Below are 24395 nucleotides of genomic sequence, written 5' to 3'. Positions count from 1 at the left end.
TTTCATGCTACCCTCCCGAAGGTTTGAGCAGACGCAGCGCGTTCACGGTCACCAGCACGGTCGCGCCGGTATCGGCGAGGATGGCGGGCCATAGACCGGTGATCCCGACCACGGTGGTGACCAGGAAGACCGCCTTCAATCCCAGCGCGATGCTGATGTTCTGCCGGATGTTGCTCATGGTCCGCTTGGACAAATCGACCATGGCCGCGATGTCCGACACGCGACCGTGCAGCACCGCGGCGTCCGCCGTCTCCAGCGCCACGTCCGTGCCTCCGCCCATGGCGATGCCGACGTCGGCGGCGGCGAGCGCCGGCGCGTCGTTGATGCCGTCGCCGACCTTCGCCACCACGGATCCCTGTTGCTGGAGCCGGCCGACGATGCGCTGCTTGTCCTCGGGTAGAAGCTCGGCCTCGACTTCGATCCCGAGCTGTTTGCCGATTGCGACGGCCGTCCGCCGGTTGTCGCCCGTCAACATCATCCTCCGGATGCCCGCGTCCGATAGCAGCTTGAGACCCTTTTCGGCGTCAGGACGGGGCTCGTCGCGCATGGCGATCGCACCTGCGATCTTCTCGTCGATGACGAGCAAGGAGACGGTCTTACCTTCGTCGTTGAGCACCGCGATCCGCGCCTGCTGCGCGTCCGAAAGGGCCGCCAATTCCGCAGCCGCCTTCGCTGAACCGAGGAAAACCTCCATCCCATCCACGATCGCGCGCACGCCCTTGCCGCGGTTAGCCGACGCGTTGGAGGCCGGCGGGATCCGCGTCTTCGCCTCCGCCGCTTTCGACAGGATCGCGGTGGCAAGCGGATGGCTCGATCCGGATTCGAGCGCCGCAGCCATCCGCAGAACGTCCTCCGCGCTGCGGGAGAAGCCGACGATGTCCGTCACCTGCGGCTTGCCCGCGGTGAGCGTGCCAGTCTTGTCGAAGCAGGCCACGGTGATCCGGCCGATCTGCTCGAGAACCGCGCCCCCCTTGAGCAGAAGTCCCCGGCGGGCGCCGGCAGACAGGCTGGCGGCGATGGCCGCGGGCGTGGAGATGACGAGAGCGCAGGGACATCCGATCAGGAGAACGGCCAGCCCCTTGTAGATCCAGCCGACCCCGTCACCGCCGAACAGAAGCGGAGGTGCGACGGCGACCAGGGCCGCAACCACGACAACCCCGGGAGTGTAGTACCGCGAGAACCGGTCGATGAAGCGCTCGGTCGGCGCCTTGGACTCCTGCGCCTCCTCGACCAGGCGCACCACGCGCGCGATGGTGTTGTCGGCCGCCGCGGCGGTCACCCGCACCCGCAGCAGGCCGTCGCCGTTGACGGTGCCGGCGAACACGCTCGCGTCCGCGCCCTTTCGGACGGGCGTGCTCTCGCCGGTGACCGGCGCTTCGTCGACCGTGCTCTCTCCGGAGAGGACGACACCGTCGGCAGGGACGCGGTCACCGGGCCTGACCTGGATCGTCGCTCTGATTTGCAGGCTGTCGGCGGGCACGTCCCGCACACCACCGTCTTCCTCGAGGCGAGCGGTCTTCGGAACGAGTGCCGTCAGGCCTTGGATGCTGGCGCGGGCGCGGCCTGCGGCAACACCTTCCAGGAGCTCTCCGATCAGAAATAGAAAGACGACGGTCGCGGCCTCCTCGGTCGCTCCGATGATCACCGCGCCGACGGCAGCGATCGACATCAGCATTTCGATCGAGAACGGCGTGCCGGCCCGCGCAGCGGCAATCGCGCGGCGGGCGACAGGAACGAGGCCGACCAGCATCGCAACCAGAAAAGCCCAGTGCGCGGTGGCGGGTACGGCCTTGCCCAACGCGAATGCCGCAGCGAGAGCGATGCCGGATCCGATCGCGAGCATTCCCTTTCGGGTACGCCACCAGGCGGTGGCATCGTCGTCACTCGAACGGGTCTCCTGAGAGGTTTTTCTTCTTTCGCCCGCGAAACCGTCGCTCTCGGCGCTGGCCACCCGATAACCAAGACTGGAAATCCGATTCCCGATGTCGTCGCGATCGAGGCCGTCGTGTCCCACAGTGACGGTGCCGCCGGCGACGGAAACGGACACGTCGGTGACGCCGGGCATCCGGATCAGAGCGTTCTCGATCTTGGTTGCGCAGCTTGCGCAATCCATGCCCTCCACGCGCACGCGCGTGGTCTCCACCGACACGACTTCCAGATCCGTTTCTCTGTTGATCATCACGCTGTCCTTAAGGGTCGAGAGCTAGAGGACGATCTGACGTCCTTGATCCAGGTTCGATAGCTTGCGACTGCCGTCATCGCACAGATGCCGCCCAAAGCCACGAGCATCTGGAAGGCGATCGATCCGGAGACAAGTTCGATCAGGAAGTGCCCGATGAAGGACAGAAAGATGCCGACGCAGAACACCTCGAGAGAACGCTCGCCGCAGATCGACGACGGTCGCAACAGCGGCGATGTCAGCCATGAGGCGTGGCGCGGTACGAACCTCGCTACGATTAGGGCGAGCGCGAGAAAATGCAGAATCCGATAAGGAGCCAGATTGGTCTTGTCGTTCGGGACGAAGACATCGACGAGCGCCTCCGACATCGCGTCCGCGAAACCGAGACGAGCCGCCAGCCTGACGACTAGCCCGAGGAGCAGAAAAAGCGCTGCCGACAACGCGGCGGCCCGAGATCCGATTAGGCGGCCTATCGTCTCGGTCCGATCGAGCGCGACCCAAGCGCCGATCACGAAGAGAAACTGCCAGGCGAACGGATTGAAGTACCAGAACCCCTCCGGGTAGCTGGGAAGATTCCAGCCGAAGGCGCGGGCGGCCGCGTAGATCGCGAAGGATGTCGCGAGCGCCAGGTTGCGCGAGCGGACGAGCAGCCACAGGACCGGCGGAAACGTCGCCATCAAGGCGATGTAGAGCGGCAGGACGTCTATGTTGAGCGGCTTGAATTCCAGCAGCAGCCCGTGCTTCAGGAATTCGATCGGATCGGCGATAAGGCGACGGATGTTGAACTCGTCCAGAAGGTGCGCGTGGCCGAAGCGCTGGGCGACGTAGCCGATGCTCGCGACGTAGAAGACGAACAGCAGGATGTGCGCGACGTAGATCTGCCAGGCGCGCGCCAGAATGCCTATGGACGCGACGACGAAGCCCTTTGTCGCCATCGTCCGCGAATAGACGTACGCGACCGTGTAGCCGGACACGAAGACGAACAGACCCGCCGCGTCGCTGAATCCGTAGTTCTTCATGGTGACCCAGGCGACCACGTTGTTGGGAATGTGGTCGAGGAAGATCGCCCAGTTCGCCAACCCGCGGAAGAGGTCGAGCCGGATATCCCGGCGCGCCGGATTTGCCGCCGTTTTAGTCATGCCGCTTCCTCTGCTACCGGTGCCGGCGCGGAGTCCTTCCGGAACAGCACGTACAGGGCCGGCAGTACCAACAGCGTCAGGATCGTCGAGGAGATGATGCCGCCGATGACGACGGTCGCCAGCGGTCTCTGCACCTCGGCGCCGGCGCCCGTCGCGATGGCCATCGGGACGAAGCCAAGCGAAGCCACCAGGGCAGTCATCAGCACGGGCCGCAGCCTGGTCATGGCCCCTTCGTAGACCGCCTCGAGCACCGGCTTTCCTTCGTGGCGGAGCCGTTCGATGAAGGCGATGATGACCAGGCCGTTGAGGACGGCGACGCCCGACAACGCGATGAAGCCGACGCCAGCGCTGATCGACAACGGGATACCCCGCAGCAGCAGTGCCAGGACGCCGCCGGTGAGCGCCAGCGGCACCCCGCTGAACACCAGAAGCGCATCTGCGAGCGATCCGAGACTCATGAACAGCAGCAGCAAGACCAGCAGCAGCGCCACCGGAACGACGATGGTGAGCCGTTTGGTCGCCGAGACCAGTTGCTCGAACTGGCCGCCCCAGCCGATCCAGTACCCGGCCGGGAGCTTGACCTTCTGCGACACCGCGTCCTGGGCTTCTGACACGAACGAGCCGAGATCGCGCTCGCGGACGTTCGCGGTCACGACGATGCGGCGCTTGCCGTTCTCGCGGCTGATCTGGTTCGGGCCGGGCGCGGAATCGACGGTCGCGACCGACGACAACGGCACGTAGCGCGGCTGAGTGCCCGCGGCCGCCGACAACGCCGTCTTGGTGAGCGCCGGCGTGCCGGCCTCCTCCGCCGGCAGGGGTATCGGAATCGCCCGGATCGCCTCGATATTGCCGCGCAGCCGCTCCGGAAGACGCACGACGATATCGAACCGGCGGTCGCCCTCGAACAGCTTGCCTACGCCCTTTCCGCCGACGGCGATTTCCACGATGTTCTGGACGTCGCCGACGCTGAGGCCGTAGCGAGACAGTGCGCGCCGGTCGAGCTTGACGGTGAGGATGGGCAGACCGGCGACCTGCTCGGTCTTCACGTCGGTCGCCCCGCGGATGCCCTGGATCACCGATTGCACTTGCTTGGCGGCGCCCTGCAGCACGTCGAGATCGTCGCCGAATATCTTGACGCCCACGTCGCTGCGGACGCCCGAGATCAGCTCGTTCACCCGCAATTGGATCGGCTGCGAGACCTCATAATTGCTGCCCAGGATGTCGTTGGCCGCCTTCTCGATCTCCTCGACCAGCTCCGGCTTCGTTTTCTCGGGGTCCGGCCACTCGCTGCGCGGCTTGAGCATGACGTAGCCGTCGGAGATCGACGGGGGCATCGGATCGGTGGCGACTTCGGCCGTGCCCGTTCGCGCGAAGAACTCCTTCACCTCGGGCAGTTGCTGGATTCGCCTCTCCAATGCCATCTGCAGGTCGAGCGCCTGCGTCAGGCTCGTTCCGGGAATCCGGGTCGCGGCAAGAGCGACATCGCCCTCATCGAGGCTCGGAATGAACTCGCCGTCCATGCGGGTCGCCGCGAAGACGCTCGCCTCCACCCCCACGACCGCCGCGAACGCGACGACGCCGCGGAATGCGATCGCCCGGTTAAGGAGCGGCAGGTAGACGCGCTTGGCGGCGCGCATGAAGAGGTTCTCCTTCTCCGACACCTTGCCCGTGACCACGATGGCGACCGCGGCGGGGACGAAAGTGATCGAAAACAGGGCTGCGGCGGCGAGCGCCATCAGCACGGTCAGCGCCATCGGCGTGAACATCTTGCCCTCGACTCCGGTCAGCGTCAGGACCGGCAGGTAGACGACCGCGATGATCAGCGTTCCGAACAGGCTGGGCTTGATGACCTCGGCGGAACTGCGACGGATCGTCTCCAGCCGCTCCCTCAGGTTCAGCAGGCCGCCCTTCTGATGCTGCGCTTCGGCAAGCAGGCGCAGGCAGTTCTCGACGATGATGACCGCGCCGTCCACGATGATGCCGAGATCGATGGCCCCTAAGCTCATCAGGTTCGCACTGACCTTCGTCTCGACCTTGCCGGTGACGGTCATCGCCATCGACAGCGGGATGACGCAGGCTGTCACCAGCGCCGCGCGAAAATTGCCGAGGATCAGGAACAGCACGATGATGACGAGGATCGCGCCCTCGACGAGGTTTGTTTCGACCGTCTTGATCGTCGCCTCGACCAGATGCGTCCGATCGTACACCGCTCGCGCAACCACGCCCTCCGGAAGAGACTTGGCGATGTCTCCCAGCTTGGCGGCCACCCGTTGAGCCACCGCCCGGCCGTTCTCGCCGATCAGCAGCATGGCGGTGCCGAGCACCGTCTCCTGGCCGTTGAGGGTCGCGGCGCCTGTGCGGAGGTCCTTGCCTTCGGTGACTTGCGCCACGTCCTTGACCCGGACCGGCACGCCGCCGCGCGAGCCGATGACGATGTCCTCGATCTCCGCGATATTGGCGACCTGCCCCGGAGTCCGGACCAGGTATTGCTCGCCGTTGTTCTCGATGTAGCCGGCGCCGACATTGGCGTTGTTGGCGGCCAGCGCGGTCATCACGTCGCGGAAGCCGAGCTTATAGGCCATGAGCTTGCCGGGATCCGGCAGCACGTGGAATTGGCGCTCGAACCCACCGATGGTGTTGACCTCGATGACGCCGGGAACGTTGCGGAGCTGCGGCTTGATGATCCAGTCCTGGATCGTGCGCAGGTCGCTTGGGGTGAATTCCTTGCCGCCCGGCGCCTTGGCGCCCTGTTTCGCTTCGACCGTATAGAGGTAGATTTCGCCGAGGCCAGTGGCGATCGGCCCCATCGCGACTTCGACGCCGGCGGGAAGCTGGTCCTTGACCTGTTGGATACGCTCGTTGACGAGCTGGCGGGCGAAGTAGATGTCGGTCCCGTCCCGAAAGACGACCGTGACCTGGCTCAGGCCGTAGCGCGACAGGGACCGGGTGTATTCGAGCTTGGGCAGGCCACCCATCGCCGTCTCCACCGGAAACGTGATGCGCTGCTCGGTTTCCAGCGGCGAATATCCCGGAGCCTGCGTGTTGATCTGGACCTGCACGTTCGTGATGTCAGGCACGGCGTCGATCGGCAGCCGAGTGAAGTTCCAACCACCGAAGGTCAGAAGCCCGAGCACGAAGAGGATCACCAGCCAGCGCTGGCGGATGGAGAACTCGATGAGGCGCTCAATCATGCTCTGCCTCTCCCTTGCCCATCTCGGCCTTCACGACGAACGAGTTTTCGGCGACATACTTCTCGCCCGGCGATATGCCTGCACGGACTTCCACGAACTTCTGGTCGGAATCCCCGAGCTCGACGGGGCGTGCTTCGAGCTTGTCGTCGTCTTCCCGCACGAACACGACCGTCTTGTTCTCGAAGGTTTGGATCGCGCCCGCCTGCACCGCGACCGGCACCTTCCGCTCGGCAAGGACCAAACGAGCGGTCACGAACAGGCCCGGCCGCAGCCGTCCGTCGGGGTTCGGCAAGATCACCCGCGCGATGGCCGTCTGCGTTTCGCTTGCCCCGACGGGCGCAAGATAGGAGATCTTGCCCTTGATGTCGCTTGCGGCGTCGTCGGGATCGATCAGCACCTCGTCGCCGATCCGGACGCGCCTGAGATCCTGACGATAGATCGAAAGATCGACCCAGATCGTTGAAAGGTCCGCCACGACGAAGGCCGGCTTCTGCTCGGACACGTATTCGCCGAGCGAAATCTGCCGGTCGATCACGGTGCCGGCGATCGGCGCCTTGAGATCGTACACGGTGAGGCTTTGGTTGCTTTCGATCGAGGCCAGCAGGTCGTCCTTGGCGACCACGTCCCCGATTCGCCTCTTGATGCCGCGCGCGATGCCGGGAAAGCGCGGAGTGACCTGGACCACGGTCTCCTGGTTGGCGCGCAGCACGCCGTTGAAAGACAGGGTGTCCGTCAGGGTAGCCGGTCCGGCTTCGGCGAACGTCGCGCCGGCAGCCGCAAGCTTGACGTCGCTGATCACGATGCGGTCGGCGCCGTGCTCGTCCTTCTCCACGTGCTGGTTGCCGCCCTTGTCCTCCTTGGCTTCGCCGCCTTCATGCTTTTCGGCATGCTGCGTCGCGGCGGGAGCATCGGCCGGCATGAGCCAGCGATAACCGAACGCGCCGGCGGCGGCCGCGGCTACGGCCAGGATGAATGCGCTGGAAGTTCTCATCGTGCGCTCTCCCGCGCCAGAACGAAGGGATTGCCGACGAGCCCTTCGATGGTCGCAACGGCGACATGGTAGTTCTGCAACGCCTCCTGCTCGCGCAGGCGCGCCTGGGTGACGTTGGCCTGGGCATCCAGCACTTCGAGCAGAGAGAAGCGTCCGGCGCCGTAGCCCTGCTCGATCTCGTTGGCGGCAGCTTGGGCCTTGGGAATGCCGGAATCGCGCAGAATAGCGAGCTCCCCCAGCGAGCCCTGCACGGTATCGTAGGCCCGCCCCGCGACGACTAGGAGGGTGTTGCGGTTCGCCTCGCGCTCGGATCGCGTTTTGGCCAGGCTTTCCTGGGCCGACAGGATATTGCCCTGGTTCTGATCGAACACCGGGATCGGGACCGACAGGGTCAGCCGGACCGCGTCGTCGTTGGTTTCGTTGAAATGCCGCCAGCCGGCGGCGAGACGGACGTCCGGGTAAGGCTTCAGCCGCGCCAGAAGAAGTTCGGCATTGCGCTGGGCGTAGACTGCATTCCACCTCACCAATTGCGGGTTCGCGTCGATGGCCGCGATCACTGCCTGGAACGACGGCGCCCGAGCGGTAGCATCCAGACGTCCGGAGACGCTGGCGAACTTCGGTGAGGTCTCCCCTATGAGCACCCCTAACTCGCGACGGGCGCTGGACAGGCTGGCTTTGGTGCGCTCGCGATCGGCCTTCACCAGGGCGGCGGCGACTTCGTCTCGGCAGGCGACGACGCGCCGGCGTCCACGCTGCGCTGGAGCAAGGGCGTCAGACGCTCGAGCGCGGCGACCTGCTCGTCCAGGATCTGGATGCGCCGCTGCAGCCCGAGCACGTTCAGGAACGCGATCGCCGTCTCGGCAAGGATCTGCAGGCGCACCGCCTTGCGTTCGATCGTGGCTCCTTCCACACCTGCCTGCCCGGCGGCGATGCGGGCCTCGCGCTTCCCGAAGAGCTCGAAGAGCTGGCTGATCTGCAGCGTCGTCTCGGCCGACTTGGTGCCGCGGTAGATACCGGATCCGAAAGAATTGTCCTGTTCGTAGGACAGTTCCGGATTGAGCCGTGCCCCCGCCTGGATGCGCTGGCCGGCGGCGATCCCGACGTCGCGCTCGGCGGCCGTCAGACGCGGACTGGTCGCGAGCGCGCGCTGCAGCGCCGCTCCGAGGTTGAGGGTCTGCGAATGCGACACCGCGCAACCAGGGACTGACCAGCAACGCCGTCGCGCACGCGAAACGCGTGACGCACTTTGGAAACATGGTGAAAACCTGACGAAAGACGGATCTAGGGCGCGATGCGCCCAGCGGTCATTTCAGGTCAGGAATTTCGGGGGCGGTGGGTCGATTCCGGGCGGCAGACCGCGCCGAACGACCTGCAGCGTGGGTACGATCTCTATCGGGCGCATCACGGCTACCGCTGCAATCACTGGGGCCGGAACGGAGACGGAGAAGCAGCCGTGACAGTGATGGTCGGCCAAAGCGCCCTTGTCGGAATGGCCGATGCCCTTGTCGGCGAAGGAGACGACAACATTGGGCGACGAATTTGTGACATCCAGATCGCACACGCCGTGAAGCACGCCGGCGATCAGGTAGGTCGCGATCACAAATATGGTCATCGCACCGCGCAGCGAGCGCGGCAGGATACGGCCAAATCTGAAGGAAAGGGTCACTCGGGGTTCCGATCGATCGGGCGATGACCAGTACCATGCACTAGGCCGGGGTGTCGATCCGCAACAGTGTTAACATCCTTATGATCCGGGAACCGGGGGCTCAAGTCACGGGAGGGAACGCTTGACGGAATAGGCGGCAGCTCTGAGCTCCAGCTGCCTCGCGCACGGCAAGGGTGCCAAATAGTCCGAGAGGCTCGCGCGAAGCGTGGATCGATGCTGCATGCTCCCTCCTGTCGTGTATCGTGTCTGCTTGATGAAGTCGGCGATGCGGTCGGCCACGTCTTCCGCGGAAGAAATGATGTTGACCCGGCCGCCGCTCGAATCGACGGCGGTCCACTCAGGTCGATCCAGCGCCCGATCGTTCTACGTCGACAATGGAAAGCAGTTGCCGCTTTGGAAGGACTTGCCTCATTTCACGTACTGGCTGATCCCGATAGCTGTCGGGGTACCGTTCATCGTTCGTTCACTTCTATGGGCCCCGTTAGCGCGAGCTCGCGGCGGAATTCCCACGTGATTAGGGCAAGAGCGACGGCGCAGCAATTGAGGTCCGGACCCCAACGCCGATCGCGTTATCCTCGCGCGAAAGCCCGTGCACTCATCGGCACACGCAGGAAATCGGCAAACTACCCGCAGCAAGCTCCCTTGCCATTCTCTTGGATCGGTGGGCAAGGCACGGTGCCATAGGAGCAGAACACGCAGCAATTGCCCGATTTAGGCTTCAGCCGGGTGCCGCATCCGCGGCAATCGTAAAAGAATTGGCAAGCGTCGGTCGGCATCGTCTCAATGGATCGATGGCCGCATGACGGGCAAATGAGAGTGGATTCGACGTGCATGCCCTCTAACGTAGCATCGCGCGAGCCAGTTTCCAACGATCATCGCCTGGTTGATCCCGGAGGGCACCTTAACGGCAACGATACGAAGGATACGTGCGGAGCTTTGAACGGCATTGGAGTTGTCACCGACGTCGAACGTAGTGTGCGTCGTGATCGCGACCTCGTCGGCCTGTGCGCAAGCAGTAGACCTCACCACGCTCACCGCTGCAACCAATTCATAAGGGATCGACGCGTGATCTGACATGCCATCTCCCGCGGTGTCGAATCCTCGACTTGGCCTGATGATCGGCGCCACGCGCTGACTTCTGCCGCAGCGAAACATCCAATTGACAGCCGTTTGCAAATAAAACTAGGGTGACAACGACGGTTCTCCTTCGGGAGATCAATAGGGAATACGGTGCGGGGATCCCCCAACGCCGTGGCTGCCCCCGCAACTGTAAGCGGTGAGCCTTCGCCAAACGCCACTGGGCCTGCGGACCTGGGAAGGCGGCGAGAGGTAACGACCCGCGAGCCAGGAGACCTGCCGTCAGTCGTGGTCACACGCGAGCACATTGGGCGGGGTGTCCTGGTGGGTGTTGGGGCTGCCTTCTTCTTGAGGCAGCGGCCAAGCTGCGTTCGCGGTGACGTGCCACGTTATCGCGAGTCTGTTGATGACCTCCCGTACAATCTTCGCGCCGCGGTATCGCCGCGCGATTCTGCGCTCAGCTGCATTCTCCTGCCTGGTTTTGTCGACCGACGGCTGGGCACAGTCCGAAAGGACGGTCCAGACGCTCGACCCCGTTGTGGTGCAGTCGCCGGCAACGTCGCCGAGGGCCCAAAGCACCCGACGCAGTTCTGCGACCGCCAGCGCCGCGCGTTTGCGCCAGCAGCGCAACATAGCTGTCAATACCGGTACACAGGTTGCCGCGCCGACTGGTCCTGTCTTCGCCGCACCGACGCTCAACCTCACCGGCGCGAGCACGGCCGGCAGCCGGCTCGGCCTGACGCGACTGCAGACGCCAGCCAGCGTGGAGGTGATCTCCGCTGAAACCATCGCCGAACGCGGCCAGCAGAACATCCTCGACGCGGTGACGCAAAACGCCACCGGCTTCACGGCGAGCCCGGCACCGGGCAATGGCGGCGTCTCGTTCAATACCCGCGGCTTCACGGGCCTTGGCTCCGTCATGACGCTGTATGACGGCACCCAGCTCTATATCGGCGCCGGGACGGTGGCCTTTCCGTTCGACACCTGGTCGACCGAGCGCATCGAGGTGCTGCGCGGCCCTGCGTCGGTGATGTACGGCGCGGGCGCGGTCGGCGGCGCCATCAACGTGGTTTCAAAACTGCCATTGTGGGTCCCTCGCAATCAGGCCGAGATGTCGCTGGACAGCAACATGACCCGGCGAATTGCGGTGGACAGTGGCGGTCCGGTCAGCAAGGACGTCGCCTATCGGATCACCGCCTCCGGCAACATGTCGGATGGCTGGGTCGATCGCGACGACACCTCGAACGTCGCGCTTCATGCCGTGATCCAGATCAAGCAGAACGACGACGTCACCTGGACACTGTCCACGGACTACGGTGACCGCAACCCGTCGCGCTACTTCGGCACGCCGCTGATCAACGGCAGGCTCGATGAATCTCTCCGCTTCAAGAATTACAACGTCAGCGACAGCCACATCCGCTACCAGGATAGCTGGAACCAGGTGAAAACTGAATGGCAGGTGGCCGATGGAATTTCGGTTCAGAACACGCTTTACTATCTGAACTCCAAGCGACATTGGAAGGACGTCGAAAGCTACGCCTATAACCCCGCCACCGGCCTGATCAACCGCAGCAGCTATATCGAGATTTTTCACGATCAGCAGCAGGTCGGCAATCGCATGGATGCGAAATTCCGCGGACATGTCCTTGGCATGGCCAATGAGTTCGTCGCAGGTTTCGACGTCAACAGCATCAATTTTACCCACACCAACAATTCACCTTACGGCGGCTCGTCGTCCGTCAACCCATTCAGTTTCGCTCCAGGCATATTCAACAGCCCGAATCCCACAGTTCCCGGCTATGGCAGCGTAACCAACCAGTACGCGCTGTTTGCCGAGAACAGGCTGTCGGTCACCGAGCAACTGTCCTTGATTGCCGGCATACGTCAGGATGAACCGACAATCGCGCGCACCGACTATGTCTCGCCCGCCAACAGCTTCGAGAAATCGTTCTCTTCGACGACCTGGCGCGCCGGCGCCGTCTATGCACCGGTCAAGGATCTCGCTTTCTATGCCCAATATGCCACCGCGGCCGACCCGGTCGGAGGGCTCGTCTCACTGTCCTCCGCAAACAAGAACTTCGACCTGGCGACCGGCAAGCAAGTCGAAATCGGTGTCAAGCAATCGTTCTGGGGCGGCCGCGGCGAATGGACCCTGGCCGGCTATGAGATCGTGAAGAACAACCTGCTGGCACGCGATCCCAACATTCCGTCGCTGACCGTCCAGGTCGGCCAGCAGTCATCGCGCGGCGTCGAAGCGTCAGTCGGTTTCCTGCTCGATCATTGCTTGCGCATAGATGCCAATACCGCCTTCCTGCGCGCGAAATACGATGACTTCGTGCAGGCGGTGGGCGGCGGAAGCGTGAACTATGCCGGCAACGTACCGGTCAATGTGCCGCAGAACGTCTCCAATATCTGGGCGACCTGGGCCTTCGCACCGAACTGGTCGGCCAACGCAGGCGTGCAGATCGTCGGCAAGACCTATGCCGACAACGCCAACACGGTGACGCGCCCGGCCTACAACATTGTCAATGCCGGCGTGCAGTGGAAGCCCGACCTCAACACCACCGTGTCGTTCCGCATCTACAATCTCTTCGACGAGATCTACACGACGTCGGGCGGCACTACTCAGTGGCTGCTCGGCATGCCACGCACGGCGCAGCTCGCGGTCAACGTGAAGTTCTGAGCGTGTCACGGACCCTCAAACGCACACTCCGGCGGTGGCTGTACATCGGCCACCGCTGGGTCGGTATCGTCACCTGCCTGTTCTTCGCCATGTGGTTCATCTCCGGCGTGGTGATGATGTACGTGGCTTTTCCCGGCCTTTCCGACAAGGAAAGGCTGGCAGCGCTCCCTGATGTCCAATGGGAGAAGGTGGCGCTGTCGCCGGACGACGTGATGAAAGCCGCAGGCGCGACGCGCTATCCGCGCGACCTCCGGCTTTCGATGCTGGCCGACGAGCCGGTGTATCGGATCACCGGCTGGGACGGCAAGCGACAGGCGATCTCTGCAGCCGATGGCCGGATCATCACCGGCGTCTCCGAACAGCAGGCGCTCGCGGTCGCACAACATCATCCCGCGAGCAGATCACCGCAACTCGAAGACATCATCGATCGCGACCAATGGAGCGTAACGGCCCGTTACGATCCGCTGCGGCCGCTTTACCTCATTGCGCTCGGCGACGATGCGGGTACCAGGCTCTATGTCTCCTCGCGCTCCGGCGAGATCGCGCTCGACACCAACCACACCGAACGGGTCTGGAACTGCCTCGGCTCGATCCCGCACTGGATCTATCCGACCGTGCTGCGCAAAGATGGGCCGCTGTGGCGGCTGGTCGTGCTCTGGATCTCCGGTATCTGCCTGATCATCGGCGTCACCGGCATCTGGATCGGGATCCTTCGCGTACGCCTGAAGCGGCGCTATGCCAGCGGCAGGATCACGCCTTATCGTGGCTGGATGGCCTGGCACCACGTCACCGGCCTGATCGCGGGTATCTTCGTGCTGACCTGGACGTTCTCCGGTTGGCTTTCGCTCAATCCCGGCGAATATTTCGCAAGCCGCAACATGACGCGCGAGGTGCTGCAACGCTATGCTGGCCATGATACGCCGACGATTGCGACGAAGCTGCCAACACCGCAATCCGCCGCCGTCGAAGTGCGCTTTGTCTGGCTTAATGGCAGCCCGATGATGATCGCCGCATCGCGTGATGGCACGCAAAGACCGCTGGATGTGACGTCGGGCCAATTCGCAACGCTTCCGCAGGATCGCCTCTGGACTGCCGCAACAAAATTGCTGCCGCAAGCGCGCGTCGTGGAACGGTCAATCCTGAGGGAATACGATGCCTATTGGTATGCCCATCATCAGGACCGCGAATTGCCGGTGCTGCGCGCCGTGTTTGATGATGACGCGAAAACATGGTTTCACATCAGCCCCGTCACGGGCGACATCGTTGGCCGCGTGGACAGCGGCCGTCGCACATATCGATGGCTGTTCAACGCGCTGCACAGTTTCGATTTTCGGTTACTGCTGATGTATCCCCCGGCCTGGGACATTGTGGTGTGGCTGCTCTCGATCCTTGGGACCATCGTCTCGGTGAGCGGTGTCGTTGTCGGCTGGCGCTATCTGAGGTACTTTCGTGTCGTCGAAGCGCCCGGCCGCTGCTGCCGCCGGTGGTTCCGCAGAGGTCAAGTGCTACGCCTGGAACGGCGCGGGCGATAGCCCCTCGGGTGGCTGAGCTTGCAACGTGCTACGGACTGGACCTGCGACCAGAGCCTCGTAGTGTGCACCGGCGGCAGGGCCGAGGCGGATCTGGTCCGCAAATGCGCTCTCCTTGTACGGTAATAAGTCGCTTGCCCTGGGCGATGTGCCGAGATGGACCGAATAATGGAGGCCGACCGGCCGACGTAGCCGACGCCAAGATGTTGCTCGCAAACTTCTGTGCCACTGAAAGCCAACACACTCAGCACCGAGACCGCATTTTGGCGAGAGATAGAAAATTAACCGGGCTCCGCTTCTCCGATCAAGCTGCCACAGAGGTCTTCCTTGCTGCTCCGGCGGCCACTCCTTCGGCGTGATCAGAACTTGCCGCTCTGTCAGCCTGGCCGCGCACTGCCTTCGTACATGAAGGTCATCGGCTTCGGTCCCGCTATGTAGCCGGTCTCGATCCGGTCGATCCGGAATCCCGCATCCTCGATCATGGAGCGGATCGGGCGGTTGAGGTGACAGCCGCCGCTGATGTGCCGCCATGGCGGCGTCAAACGGTCCTGCCACCAACGCACGCTTAGACTAGGCGCCAGGCCATGCTCGGCGAACAGGAGCTTGCCGCCGGGGCGGAGCACCCGGCGCATCTCGGCAAGCGCTACGGCAGCCTGCGGAACGCTGCACAAGGTCCAGGTGGTCACGATGCTGTCGACGGTGCCATCGTCGAGCGGAATGGCTTCGGCGGAAGCGTCGACGAATTGCACGCGCAGGTCCGCATGCACGGCTCCCCGAGCCATGGCGACCAGCTTCGGAGAAGGCTCGAGCGCCAGTATTTCCTTCGCTGGCGAACGATAGAACGGCAAGTTGCGGCCCGAGCCGACGCCGATTTCCAGCACGCGGCCCTCGGCGGCGCCGATCACGCGTTCGCGAAAAGGCAGAAGCTGCTTGTTGCTCATCGCGAGATCGAGAAGGCTCGGCAGCACGAAGTCGTTGTAGAAGCCCATCGAACTCTCCCGAAGCTTGTAATCGGGTTTTGGAGACGGTTGGGACATGCACCACCAACGAGCCCAAACCGAGCCGTTCGGCATGCCGGCAAGGCTCAGCACCGCGGCTCGATCATCTTGCTGATCTCCTCGGGCGCCGCGAAAATCACATCGACGCGATCGCCCATCATTCCGGCCGGCACGATGGCCGGAGCCCCGCTCTCCGGACCGTCCTTGCTGGAATCCGTCTTGATCCGGAGATTGCGTTCCCAAAACGCCCGCGTCTTGCCGTCGGCCGTAGTCACACGATAGGTGTCCCGGCAGTGCGTGATGCTAGTCACGTGCTGCGGGGGATCCAGATTCTTCAGATTCGGAACGCGCCCACCTGCCATCATTCCGCCCATCATGCCACCGCCCATCATGCCGCCCATGCCTTGGGCCATTTGCCGTGGAGCTGCGCCTGGCTTGGTTGCTTCCTTCAGGAAGGCGAGCAGATCGGCGCGCGTGCGAGCATCCTTGATGCCCTCGAACGGCATGGCGTTGTCCGGCACCATGCGTTCCGGATCGGTCAACCAGGCATCCAGCGAGCGGTCATCCCAAATGATCCCCGAAGCTTTCAGCGCGTCGGAGTAGCGGTCGAAACTCGGCAAGCTTCCGGCGTTCCTTCCCCAGACGTTTGCAAGACTTGGCCCCGTCATGTTGCGGTCGGGCTCGAGGGAGTGACATGCTGCACAGGCTCGAAAATCCTGCTCCCCGCGAACTACGCTGTCCTGCTGCGCCCGAGCCGGCGCGGAGACGAGGACAGCAGCGAGAGCCGCAAGTAGAATGCGATGCATCATCAATCTCCTCGGCCCGAGAAGAACAGGTATTTGATCAGCGCGGCCGCGCCCAGCGCGAGCACGACGACGATCAGGACCCAGATCAGCGCCATGCCGCCCATCATTCCAGACATCATCCCGTCCATCATTGGCTCACCTCATTTGGCAGGCTCCGGGATTCGGAGTGTCGTGACGACAGCCTTCGACTTCGCCGGCACTCCCGGTTTGCCCACAGGCGGCAACCGGAAGCCTTTGACCAGGCCGAAGATCGCCGGGATCACGATCAGCGTGAGCAGGGTCGACGAGATCATGCCGCCGATCATCGGCACCGCGATCCGCTGCATGATCTCGGACCCGGTGCCGGTGCTCCACATGATCGGCAGCAGTCCCGCCATGATGGCGACGACGGTCATCATCTTCGGCCGGACGCGCTCGACCGCGCCCTCCATGATGGCCTCGCGGAGATCGGTCCGGCTCAAGGTCCAACCCTCGGCGGCGCGGCGCGCCCTGATCTCGGCAAGCGCCTCGTTGAGGTAGATCAGCATCACCACGCCGGTCTCGGCGGCGACGCCCGCGAGGGCGATGAAGCCGACGGCGACGGCGACCGAGAGGTTGAACCCGAGCCACCACATCAGCCAAAGCCCGCCGACCAGCGCGAACGGCAGCGACAGCATGACGATCATCGTGTCCGTCACCGACCTGAAATTGAGGTACAGCAGCAGGAAGATGATGAGCAGCGTCGCCGGCACGACGATCTTCAGACGGGCCATGGCCCGCTCGAGATATTCGTACTGGCCACTCCAGACCACATAGTAGCCCGGCGGAAATTGGATGCTGGCCTGGACGGCGCGCTGCGCCTCCGCGACGTAGCCGCCGAGATCGCGGTCGCGGATGTCGACGTAGATGTAGGTCGCAAGCTGCGCGTTCTCCGTCCGGATCGACGTCGGGCCTCTCGCGAGTTGGACGGTCGCGACTTCCGCGAGCGGGACGGCGCCGCCGGCCGGCATCGGAACGAGGACGTCGCTTGCGATCTTCTTCGGATCGTCCCGGAGGTCGCGGGGGTAGCGCATGTTGACCGTGAAGCGCTGCCGGCCCTCGACGGTGGTGGTGACCGCCTGACCGCCGAGCGCGGTCGCGATGGTGTCCTGGACGTCCTGGACCATGATTCCATAGCGCGCCAGCGCCGACCGGTCGGGCGTGATCTCCAGATAGTAGCCGCCGATGCTGCGCTCCGCGTAGGCGGACGAGGTCCCGGGTACCACCCGCAGCACCTGCTCGATCTGCTTCGCGAGCCTGTCGATCTCGACGAGGTCGGTGCCGATCACTTTGACGCCGACGGGGGTCCGGATGCCGGTCGAGAGCATGTCGATGCGCGCCTTGATCGGCATCGTCCATGCGTTCGACACGCCGGGAAACTGTAGCGCCTTGTCCATTTGGGCGATCAGCCCGTCGATGGTGAGGCCTGGCCGCCACTGCTCCTTCGGCTTGAGATTGACCACCGTCTCGAACATCTCGGTCGGCGCCGGATCGGTCGACGTGGAGGCGCGGCCGGCCTTGCCGTAGACGGACTCCACTTCCGGAAACGACTTGATGATGCGATCCTGGGTCTGCATCAGTTCGGCCGCCTTCGTCACCGAGATGCCCGGCAAGGTCGTCGGCATGTAGAGGAGCGTTCCCTCGTTGAGGTTCGGCATGAATTCGGTGCCGAGCTGACGGGCGGGCCAGATCGTGATCGCGAGCGCGGCGAGCGCAAGCAGGATAACCAACGTCTTTGCGCGCAGCACGCCCTTGATGACGGGGCGATAGATCCAGATCAGGAAGCGGTTGATCGGGTTGCGGTGCTCCGGAACGATCCGTCCCCGGACGAAGATCACCATCAACGCAGGCACCAGCGTGACCGAGAGCAGCGCGGCGGCCGCCATCGCAAAGGTCTTGGTGAAGGCGAGCGGGCTGAACAGCCGCCCTTCCTGCGATTCCAGCGTGAAGATCGGCATGAACGATACCGTGATGATCAGCAGGCTGAAGAACAATGCCGGCCCGACCTGCGAGGCGGCCTCGATCAGGATTGCGATCCGCGACTTGCCCGGCTCCGCGCGCTCGAGGTGCTTGTGGGCGTTCTCGATCATGACGATGGCGGCGTCCACCATGGCGCCGATCGCGATGGCGATGCCGCCGAGGCTCATGATGTTGGAGCCGATGCCGAGCAGCTTCATCGCTCCGAACGCCATCAGCACGCCGACAGGCAGCATCAGGATGGCGACCAGCGCGCTGCGGACGTGCAGCAGGAACACGACGCAGACCAGCGCGACGACGAGGCTCTCCTCGACCAGCGTGTGCTTGAGCGTGTCGATGGCGGCGTAGATCAGGTTCGACCGGTCGTAGACCGGCACGATGTCGACCGACTTCGGCAGGCTGGTCGCGATCTCCTTGAACCGCTTCTTGACGTTCTCGATGACGTCCAGCGCGTTCATCCCGAAACGCTGCAGCACGATGCCGCTCGCGACCTCCCCCTCGCCGTTGAGTTCGGTGATGCCGCGCCGCTCGTCCGGCCCCAGTTCGACCCGGGAGACGTCCCGCAGCAGCACCGGCGTGCCCTTGTCCGTCTTGAGGACGATGTTGCCGAGATCGTCGATGCTTTTCAGGTAGCCCCGGCCCCGGATGACGTATTCGAACTCCGACAGCTCGACCGTACGCCCGCCGATATCGGCGTTGCTGGCGCGGATCGCGTCCCGGATCTTCTGCATGCTGATGCCGAGGTTGCGCATCCGCTGCGCGTCGAGGATCACGTTGTACTGCTTGACGAAACCGCCGACGCTCGCGACCTCGGCGACGCCTTCCGCCTTGGCCAGCGCGAATTTGAGATTCCAGTCCTGGATGGTGCGCGTGTCGGCGAGGTTCAGCTCTTTCGACACCACCGCATACTGGTAGACCCAGCCAACTCCCGTGGCGTCCGGGCCGATGGTGGGCGTCACACCAGCAGGAATGCGCGATGTGGCGGCGTTCAGGAATTCGAGCACCCGTGAGCGCGCCCAGTAGATGTCCGTACCATCCTCGAAGATGACGTAGACGAACGAGACCCCGAAGAACGAGAAGCCCCGCACGACCTTGGATTTCGGCACGGTCAGCATGGCCGTCGCAAGCGGATACGTGACCTGGTCCTCGATCACCTGCGGCGCCTGCCCCGGGTATTCCGTGTAGACGATGACCTGCGTGTCCGAGAGGTCCGGAATGGCGTCGAGCGGCAGATGGATCAGCGCATAGATGCCGGCCGCGGCCGCGAAGCCGGTTCCGAACAGCACCAGCAGCAGGTTGCGCGCCGACCAGGCGATGACGCGGGCGATCATGGGCGCGCCCCCGATCCGCCGGGGGGCGCCTCGGGCGGCATGCTGTTGGACTCTGCAAATCCCTTGAGCGCCGCTTTCAGGTTGCTCTCGGCATCGATCAGGAAGTTGGCCGAGGTCACGACCGCTTCGCCTTCGGACAGGCCATTCGTGATCTCGACGAAGCCGCCGCCGCGCCGGCCGAGCTTCACTTCACGCGGCTCGAAGCGGCCCTCGCCCTTGTCGACCAGGACGGCCTGGCGGCTCCCGCTGTCAAGCACGGCGCTCTCCGCCACCGTCAGCACCGGTCCCGGCGTGCCGGCCTCGATCTCGGCATCGACGTACATCTCCGGCCGCAGCAATTCGTCGCGATTGGGCACCTCGATCCGGATGCGCGCGGTCCGCGTCGTGGCGTTGAGATGGGGATAGATCAGCGCCACACTGCCCTCGAAGCTCTGGCCGGCGAGCGCGCGTGGCCTGATGGTCACCTTCGTCCCAACCGCGATCTGCGGCAGATCGCGCTCGGCGACGTCGATCAGCACCCAAAGGAGGCGGTGATCGGCGATCTTGAACAGGACTTCGCCGGGCCCTGCGCGCATGCCAGGAACGGCGTTGCGCTCGAGGATCTCGCCGTCCTGGGGCGCGAGCCACGGGACCGAGAGAGAGATCTCCCGGGTGCGTTCGAGTTCCTTGATGGCGGGCTCCGGCGTCGCGAGATTCTCCAATCGCCGACGCGCGCCCTTCAGCTCCTTTCCGGTCGCGCCGGCGTTGATTGCCGAAAGATATTCGGCGGCCGCGCTGGACAACGCCGGGCTGTACACGTTCAAGAGCGGCTGGCCCTTGTGGACGTGGTCGCCGGTCGTGACGTTGGCGACGCTCTCGACGAAGCCCTCGAATCGCAGGGCGACGACCGAGACGCGTCTCTCGTCCTCCTGGACGGTGCCTGGAGCGCGGATCAAGGAGGTCACGGGTCTTTTGACGACCGCCTCAGATTTTACGCCTGTACGCTGTATTTTCCCGGACGAGAGCTTGATCGATCCGTCGTCGGTGTCCTCGCCTTCGTACACGGGGATGTAGTCCATCCCCATCGAGTCCTTCTTGGGCACCGGCGAGGTGTCCGGCAGGCCCATCGGATTGCGGTAGTATTTGACTTTGCGTTCGGTCTTCGCCGCGCCCTTGGTCTCGGCCGGTTGCTCCTCGGGCTCGTCAAAGCTTACGTCGGCTCCCGCCGGCACGGCGCGCCAGGGGCGCCCATCCGGTGCCTTCTTCGGCCCGAGCGAATAGAACGGCTTCCCGTCCGGATCCTGGTAGTAGATCGCCGCGCCGCTCTCGGCCGCCGCAGCGGCCGTCGCCGGTCCGGCGAACGGATTTGCGCGCGGGATCGCGCCCAAGTAAAGGGCGGCGGCGGCCGCTGCGCAAACCGCAGCGGCCGCACCTATCGTGACGGTGCGCGTCATTGCTTCGCCGTGACGACGAGCTTGTTTTCGACCGTGCCGGTCTCGCCCTGTATCTTGGCGCCGAGGGACAATTGCCAGCGGCCCGCCATGCTGAAGTTGGCCTTGAACCGGTAGGTCCCGGGCTCCGTGCCCGGCATCGAGGTCACCTTCGTGACCATCTCCTGCATGCCGTCCGGCGCCATGTCGAGCCGGGAGGCGAATATGACCGCGTCCGGCACGGGTTTGCCGGTTTTCTTGTTCACCAGCCGCACCGTCACGACCTTGTCGGGGCCGGTCTGAACCGCCGGCTCGACGAGCTGGAATTCATAGTCCTTGATGTCGGCGAGAGCGGACCTTGGCGCTGCCGTTAGCGAAAGCCCGACCAGCGCGGCGGCCAGCCCGCGCGCAGCAGTGGAGATCTTCATGATGTCTGTTCCTCGAAACGTCTGTTGAGCCGCCGAAGCGGCCTGCGAATGCGCGCGATGGACGCGCGCCAACGTTCCGGCGCCGCAGCGCCGGTCAGACGATCGATCGAGGGGGCTGGTCCGGAGGGGGACGGGTTAGGCCGTCGGCGATCATGTCATCGAGCGGCCGCAGCAGTTCACGCACAGGCTGCCTGATGCTCACTGTCGCCGCCGAAGGTCCAGTCTGGAGCACCTTCAACATGCAGATCGCGATGAGAGGACAGTCCTGGCATTGCTTGTTGTTCTGCTTGTCCGGGCAGCACGCCATGTCATCCGGCATGTCCTGCGCGTCAGCCATCTGCATGGCGCCCATCGAATGTCCCGCCGCCGCCGGCGTTGCCAGCGGTGCGACCGTCAGCCCTGCGGTCACAAGGACCGCGAGCAGAAGTCTGAGGAGGCGGCGAGCATTCATGGCGTCACAGTCTCATAGGGGCGGGACGCTGGAAAGTGCCCCGGTTCACAAATGCGCGAGCGGGCGCCCCGGTGGTTAACTTTCTAAGACGGTCAGCCGATGGCTTCCTTGCCGACGAACCGCATGAACGTCGCACGACCTGCCGATCCGAACAGCACGACGGTGTAAGGCTCAGGGTGTCCACCTTCCATCCCCGGCGACCCTGCAGGCATGCCGGGCACGGCAAGCCCCAGAGCCTTCGGGCGCTCCGTCAGCAACCGCCGCACCGCGGACGCCGGTACGTGTCCCTCAAGGATGTAGCTGTCCACCTCTGCCGTGTGGCACGCGGCCAGATCGGCCGGGACGCCCAGGCGTTTCCGGACGGCCGGAAGGTCGGAAGCATCGTCCACCTGGACCGTGAATCCGGCGTCGCGCAAGTGTTGTACCCAGCCCAAGCAACAGCCGCAGTTCGGATCCTTGTGGACCTTGATCATGGGTTCAGCGGCAACGGCGGGGCGCACCGCCGCTCCAACTGTCGCGCCAGCGATCAGGGCCAGAAAGGATCGTCGCGCAAAGCACGCCTTCTCCGCGCCTCGTTCTCGGTAGCTCATCGGACACCTCTCCGTGAAGAAGTCGAGGGATTGCGGAGGTAATTGTATTCCGCGGATCCCTCGGCCGCCAATCAGCGAACGAAGCCGCGAAACTAGCGGGATTTGGGACTGGGCGTCTATGCCCAAGGGAATCTGCCTGGCGAGCGAGCCGGGGTGCGGGAAATCCCTGCTGGCTAGGGCCGTCGCCCGTTACTGTGGTGATGCTCCCATTGTGATCTCGTCCGTTGCGGATTGGTTCACGAAGGAACGCTCGTATATGGACGACGTGATCCGGGCGATGCGCTTGGATCGTTCGGTCGCTCTCGCGCGAGCCCATGGAATTGGTTTTCTGTTCCTGGATGAGGTTGACGCGGTCCCGGATAGAGCCCCTAGATAGTCGCAACAAGGATTATTGGCTACCTATAGTTGCAGACCTGTTGACCAGGTTCGACGACGGGACTTCGTCGGCCAGGCGGGGCGTGATCCTGATCGGTGCGACCAACAATCCAGAGTCCGTGGACCCCGCCCTGCTGCGCCCCGGCCGCTTCGAACGGATCATCAAGATCGAGCGGGCCGACGCAGCCGGCACGCTGAGCATGCTCAAGTTTCACGTCGCCGGCGCGGTACCTGACGACGAGCTCGATGACATCGCTACGGCCATGGAGCGCTCGACTGGCGCGGAGGTCATGGCGTTCGTCCGCGAAGCTCGCCGGATCGCGCGTCACGCCGGACGCGAGCTGCTCGCGGCGGACCTGCGCGCGGCGCTTCTGAGCTCCGAGCGGCCCCCGCCCGAGATGGACTGGCGCATTTGCGCGCACGAAGCCGGCCATGTCCTGCTCGCGCTGGTTCTCGAATGCGGAGTGCTGCGTCACTGCATCGTCGGGGCGAGGAGCGGGGCGGAGAACCGCACGCTAGTCGAATACGCGTCCTCCCCCGACTTGGCCACGCGGCAAACAGTGGAGGATCGCACCACCATGCTGCTCGGGGGCCGCGCCGCCGAGCGCGTTCTGTTCGGATGCAATTCCGCGGGCGGATCGGGCGACGAGTCCTCGGACGCAGCCATGTCGACGGAAACCGAAAAGAGAAGAACCCTGGGTAGCTTGCGGCCGAGTGTGGTGAAGATCGTGCGCGCCACGGGCGGCGGACCGATCCGTACCATCCTCGAACGGGGGCACAGGAAGCCGACGGGGGTCTTCACGTCGCGCAAGAACCGGCGTGAGTTTCCTTGGGAGGCGATCGACGAGAGACACTTCATGTGGATCTCCGAGGTCGACTACCGGGTGACGTCCTTTCTCGTCCAACCGTTCCGAATGGAATTTCACTTCGCGGACGGCGGCAGGATGGACTACTTCCCGGACATGGAGCGCAGGCTTGGGCCCATTCGAATGTTCGACGAGTGATCTGCGCCGCGCCAGACCCAAGGACAAGTGGGATGCGGTGCCACACGAAGAGCGGATCGAGATCGAAGCGAACGAGTTTTCCGCGGCCTTGGTGGTTCCGATGCCGGAATATCGGGCGGAGCGTTGCAAGCTGAGCAAGGCGTGCGACCTTGAACAAGTGCGCGTACTGGCGCGGAAGTTCGACGTCTCCCTCGAAGTGATGGCCAAGGTCTACGTGACCAGTGCCGACGAACTTGCAGCCATCGTGATATCCAAAGATCGAAAGGTGCAGAGGGTGATACCTGCACCGAATTTCCCCTATCTTGGTCTTCGCGCCGGCGCCCCGATTCCTGAGCTTTCCCTCATTCGCCGTTGGCCAAGCCCGTCCACAATCGGCACCGTTTCGGAATTGAGGGATGTGCCCACTCACGTATGGCTAGAGAAGCGTGGCCGCGTCGAAGCCCTTTACGAGCAAGTTTTCGCGCAGAAGAACGGTTACGCCACGACGCTGCTGACAGTCGACATGAAAGAAGACGACGGCGAAGACGACGACCGCCACTGGAATCGGCGTTAG

17 protein-coding genes, 1 pseudogene and 1 riboswitch are annotated in these 24395 nt (G+C 64.1%); of the genes and pseudogenes, 4 read left to right on the top strand and 14 right to left on the bottom strand.

What is annotated here, in order from left to right; genetic code table 11:
- Positions 1 to 7: 7 nt before the first annotated feature.
- The 7 genes and pseudogenes from IVA78_RS11345 to IVA78_RS11315 form a co-directional block, all read right to left on the bottom strand.
- Positions 8 to 2179, bottom strand: a complete 2172-nt coding sequence (locus IVA78_RS11345; RefSeq protein WP_247465287.1) for a heavy metal translocating P-type ATPase — start codon at positions 2177 to 2179, stop codon at positions 8 to 10.
- A complete protein-coding gene (locus IVA78_RS11340; RefSeq protein ID WP_247465270.1) occupies positions 2179 to 3318 on the bottom strand; it encodes an OpgC domain-containing protein in 1140 nt (379 codons plus the stop codon). The genes IVA78_RS11345 and IVA78_RS11340 overlap by 1 nt, the downstream gene beginning before the upstream one ends.
- Positions 3315 to 6509 carry a CusA/CzcA family heavy metal efflux RND transporter gene (locus IVA78_RS11335; RefSeq protein WP_247465266.1) on the bottom strand — a complete coding sequence of 1065 codons (3195 nt, stop codon included), beginning with the start codon at positions 6507 to 6509 and terminating at the stop codon, positions 3315 to 3317. The genes IVA78_RS11340 and IVA78_RS11335 overlap by 4 nt, the downstream gene beginning before the upstream one ends.
- Positions 6502 to 7500, bottom strand: a complete 999-nt coding sequence (gene ihpB, locus IVA78_RS11330; RefSeq protein ID WP_247465263.1) for a divalent metal ion exporter adaptor subunit IhpB — start codon at positions 7498 to 7500, stop codon at positions 6502 to 6504. Before ihpB ends, IVA78_RS11335 begins: the two co-directional genes overlap by 8 nt.
- Positions 7497 to 8756: pseudogene (gene ihpA, locus IVA78_RS11325) on the bottom strand (divalent metal ion exporter subunit IhpA). Before ihpA ends, ihpB begins: the two are co-directional and overlap by 4 nt.
- A gap of 53 nt (positions 8757 to 8809) precedes the next feature.
- Positions 8810 to 9166, bottom strand: coding sequence for a hypothetical protein (locus IVA78_RS11320; RefSeq protein WP_247465260.1), 357 nt, complete (start codon positions 9164 to 9166; stop codon positions 8810 to 8812).
- A gap of 623 nt (positions 9167 to 9789) precedes the next feature.
- Complete coding sequence (locus IVA78_RS11315; protein ID WP_247277366.1) at positions 9790 to 9999, bottom strand: GDCCVxC domain-containing (seleno)protein; 210 nt, start codon at positions 9997 to 9999, stop codon at positions 9790 to 9792.
- A gap of 347 nt (positions 10000 to 10346) precedes the next feature.
- Positions 10347 to 10542: riboswitch (cobalamin riboswitch) on the top strand.
- A gap of 107 nt (positions 10543 to 10649) precedes the next feature.
- Between IVA78_RS11315 and IVA78_RS11310 the strand changes: the two genes are divergently transcribed.
- Both IVA78_RS11310 and IVA78_RS11305 read left to right on the top strand, forming a co-directional pair.
- The gene (locus IVA78_RS11310) at positions 10650 to 12926 is read left to right on the top strand and encodes a TonB-dependent siderophore receptor (protein ID WP_247465257.1); all 2277 of its coding nucleotides are present in this window, start codon (positions 10650 to 10652) and stop codon (positions 12924 to 12926) included.
- Between the two features lie 2 nt (positions 12927 to 12928).
- Positions 12929 to 14458, top strand: a complete 1530-nt coding sequence (locus IVA78_RS11305; RefSeq protein ID WP_247277743.1) for a PepSY domain-containing protein — start codon at positions 12929 to 12931, stop codon at positions 14456 to 14458.
- Positions 14459 to 14832: 374 nt separating this feature from the next.
- Here IVA78_RS11305 and IVA78_RS11300 read toward each other — a convergent pair whose 3' ends face one another.
- From IVA78_RS11300 to IVA78_RS11270, 7 genes are all read right to left on the bottom strand, one after another.
- Complete coding sequence (locus IVA78_RS11300; protein ID WP_247465254.1) at positions 14833 to 15444, bottom strand: class I SAM-dependent methyltransferase; 612 nt, start codon at positions 15442 to 15444, stop codon at positions 14833 to 14835.
- 95 nt (positions 15445 to 15539) lie between these two features.
- A complete protein-coding gene (locus tag IVA78_RS11295; protein WP_247465251.1) occupies positions 15540 to 16073 on the bottom strand; it encodes a cytochrome c family protein in 534 nt (177 codons plus the stop codon).
- A gap of 326 nt (positions 16074 to 16399) precedes the next feature.
- Complete coding sequence (locus IVA78_RS11290; RefSeq protein WP_247465249.1) at positions 16400 to 19585, bottom strand: CusA/CzcA family heavy metal efflux RND transporter; 3186 nt, start codon at positions 19583 to 19585, stop codon at positions 16400 to 16402.
- Positions 19582 to 21018: an efflux RND transporter periplasmic adaptor subunit gene (locus IVA78_RS11285; RefSeq protein ID WP_247465247.1), complete on the bottom strand. Its 1437-nt coding sequence runs from the start codon at positions 21016 to 21018 to the stop codon at positions 19582 to 19584. The genes IVA78_RS11290 and IVA78_RS11285 overlap by 4 nt, the downstream gene beginning before the upstream one ends.
- On the bottom strand, positions 21015 to 21422 hold the full coding sequence (locus IVA78_RS11280; RefSeq protein WP_247465244.1) for a FixH family protein: 408 nt from the start codon (positions 21420 to 21422) through the stop codon (positions 21015 to 21017). Before IVA78_RS11280 ends, IVA78_RS11285 begins: the two co-directional genes overlap by 4 nt.
- A gap of 94 nt (positions 21423 to 21516) precedes the next feature.
- The gene (locus IVA78_RS11275) at positions 21517 to 21873 is read right to left on the bottom strand and encodes a hypothetical protein (protein ID WP_247418834.1); all 357 of its coding nucleotides are present in this window, start codon (positions 21871 to 21873) and stop codon (positions 21517 to 21519) included.
- A 92-nt stretch (positions 21874 to 21965) separates the two neighbouring features.
- Complete coding sequence (locus IVA78_RS11270) at positions 21966 to 22463, bottom strand: DUF411 domain-containing protein (RefSeq protein ID WP_247277374.1); 498 nt, start codon at positions 22461 to 22463, stop codon at positions 21966 to 21968.
- Positions 22464 to 22777: 314 nt separating this feature from the next.
- On the opposite strand from IVA78_RS11270, the gene IVA78_RS34280 reads away from it, so the two are divergent.
- Together IVA78_RS34280 and IVA78_RS11255 are read left to right on the top strand one after the other, a co-directional pair.
- Entirely contained in the window at positions 22778 to 23842 is a 1065-nt protein-coding gene (locus IVA78_RS34280; RefSeq protein ID WP_346275294.1) for an AAA family ATPase, read from the top strand.
- Positions 23814 to 24395 carry an ImmA/IrrE family metallo-endopeptidase gene (locus tag IVA78_RS11255; RefSeq protein WP_247277375.1) on the top strand — a complete coding sequence of 194 codons (582 nt, stop codon included), beginning with the start codon at positions 23814 to 23816 and terminating at the stop codon, positions 24393 to 24395. The genes IVA78_RS34280 and IVA78_RS11255 overlap by 29 nt, the downstream gene beginning before the upstream one ends.

The organism is Bradyrhizobium sp. 137, assembly GCF_023074095.1.
Taxonomy (GTDB): domain Bacteria; phylum Pseudomonadota; class Alphaproteobacteria; order Rhizobiales; family Xanthobacteraceae; genus Bradyrhizobium.
The sequence above is the reverse complement of the archived record's forward strand: the minus strand, read 5'-3'. Positions and strand labels throughout refer to the sequence as shown.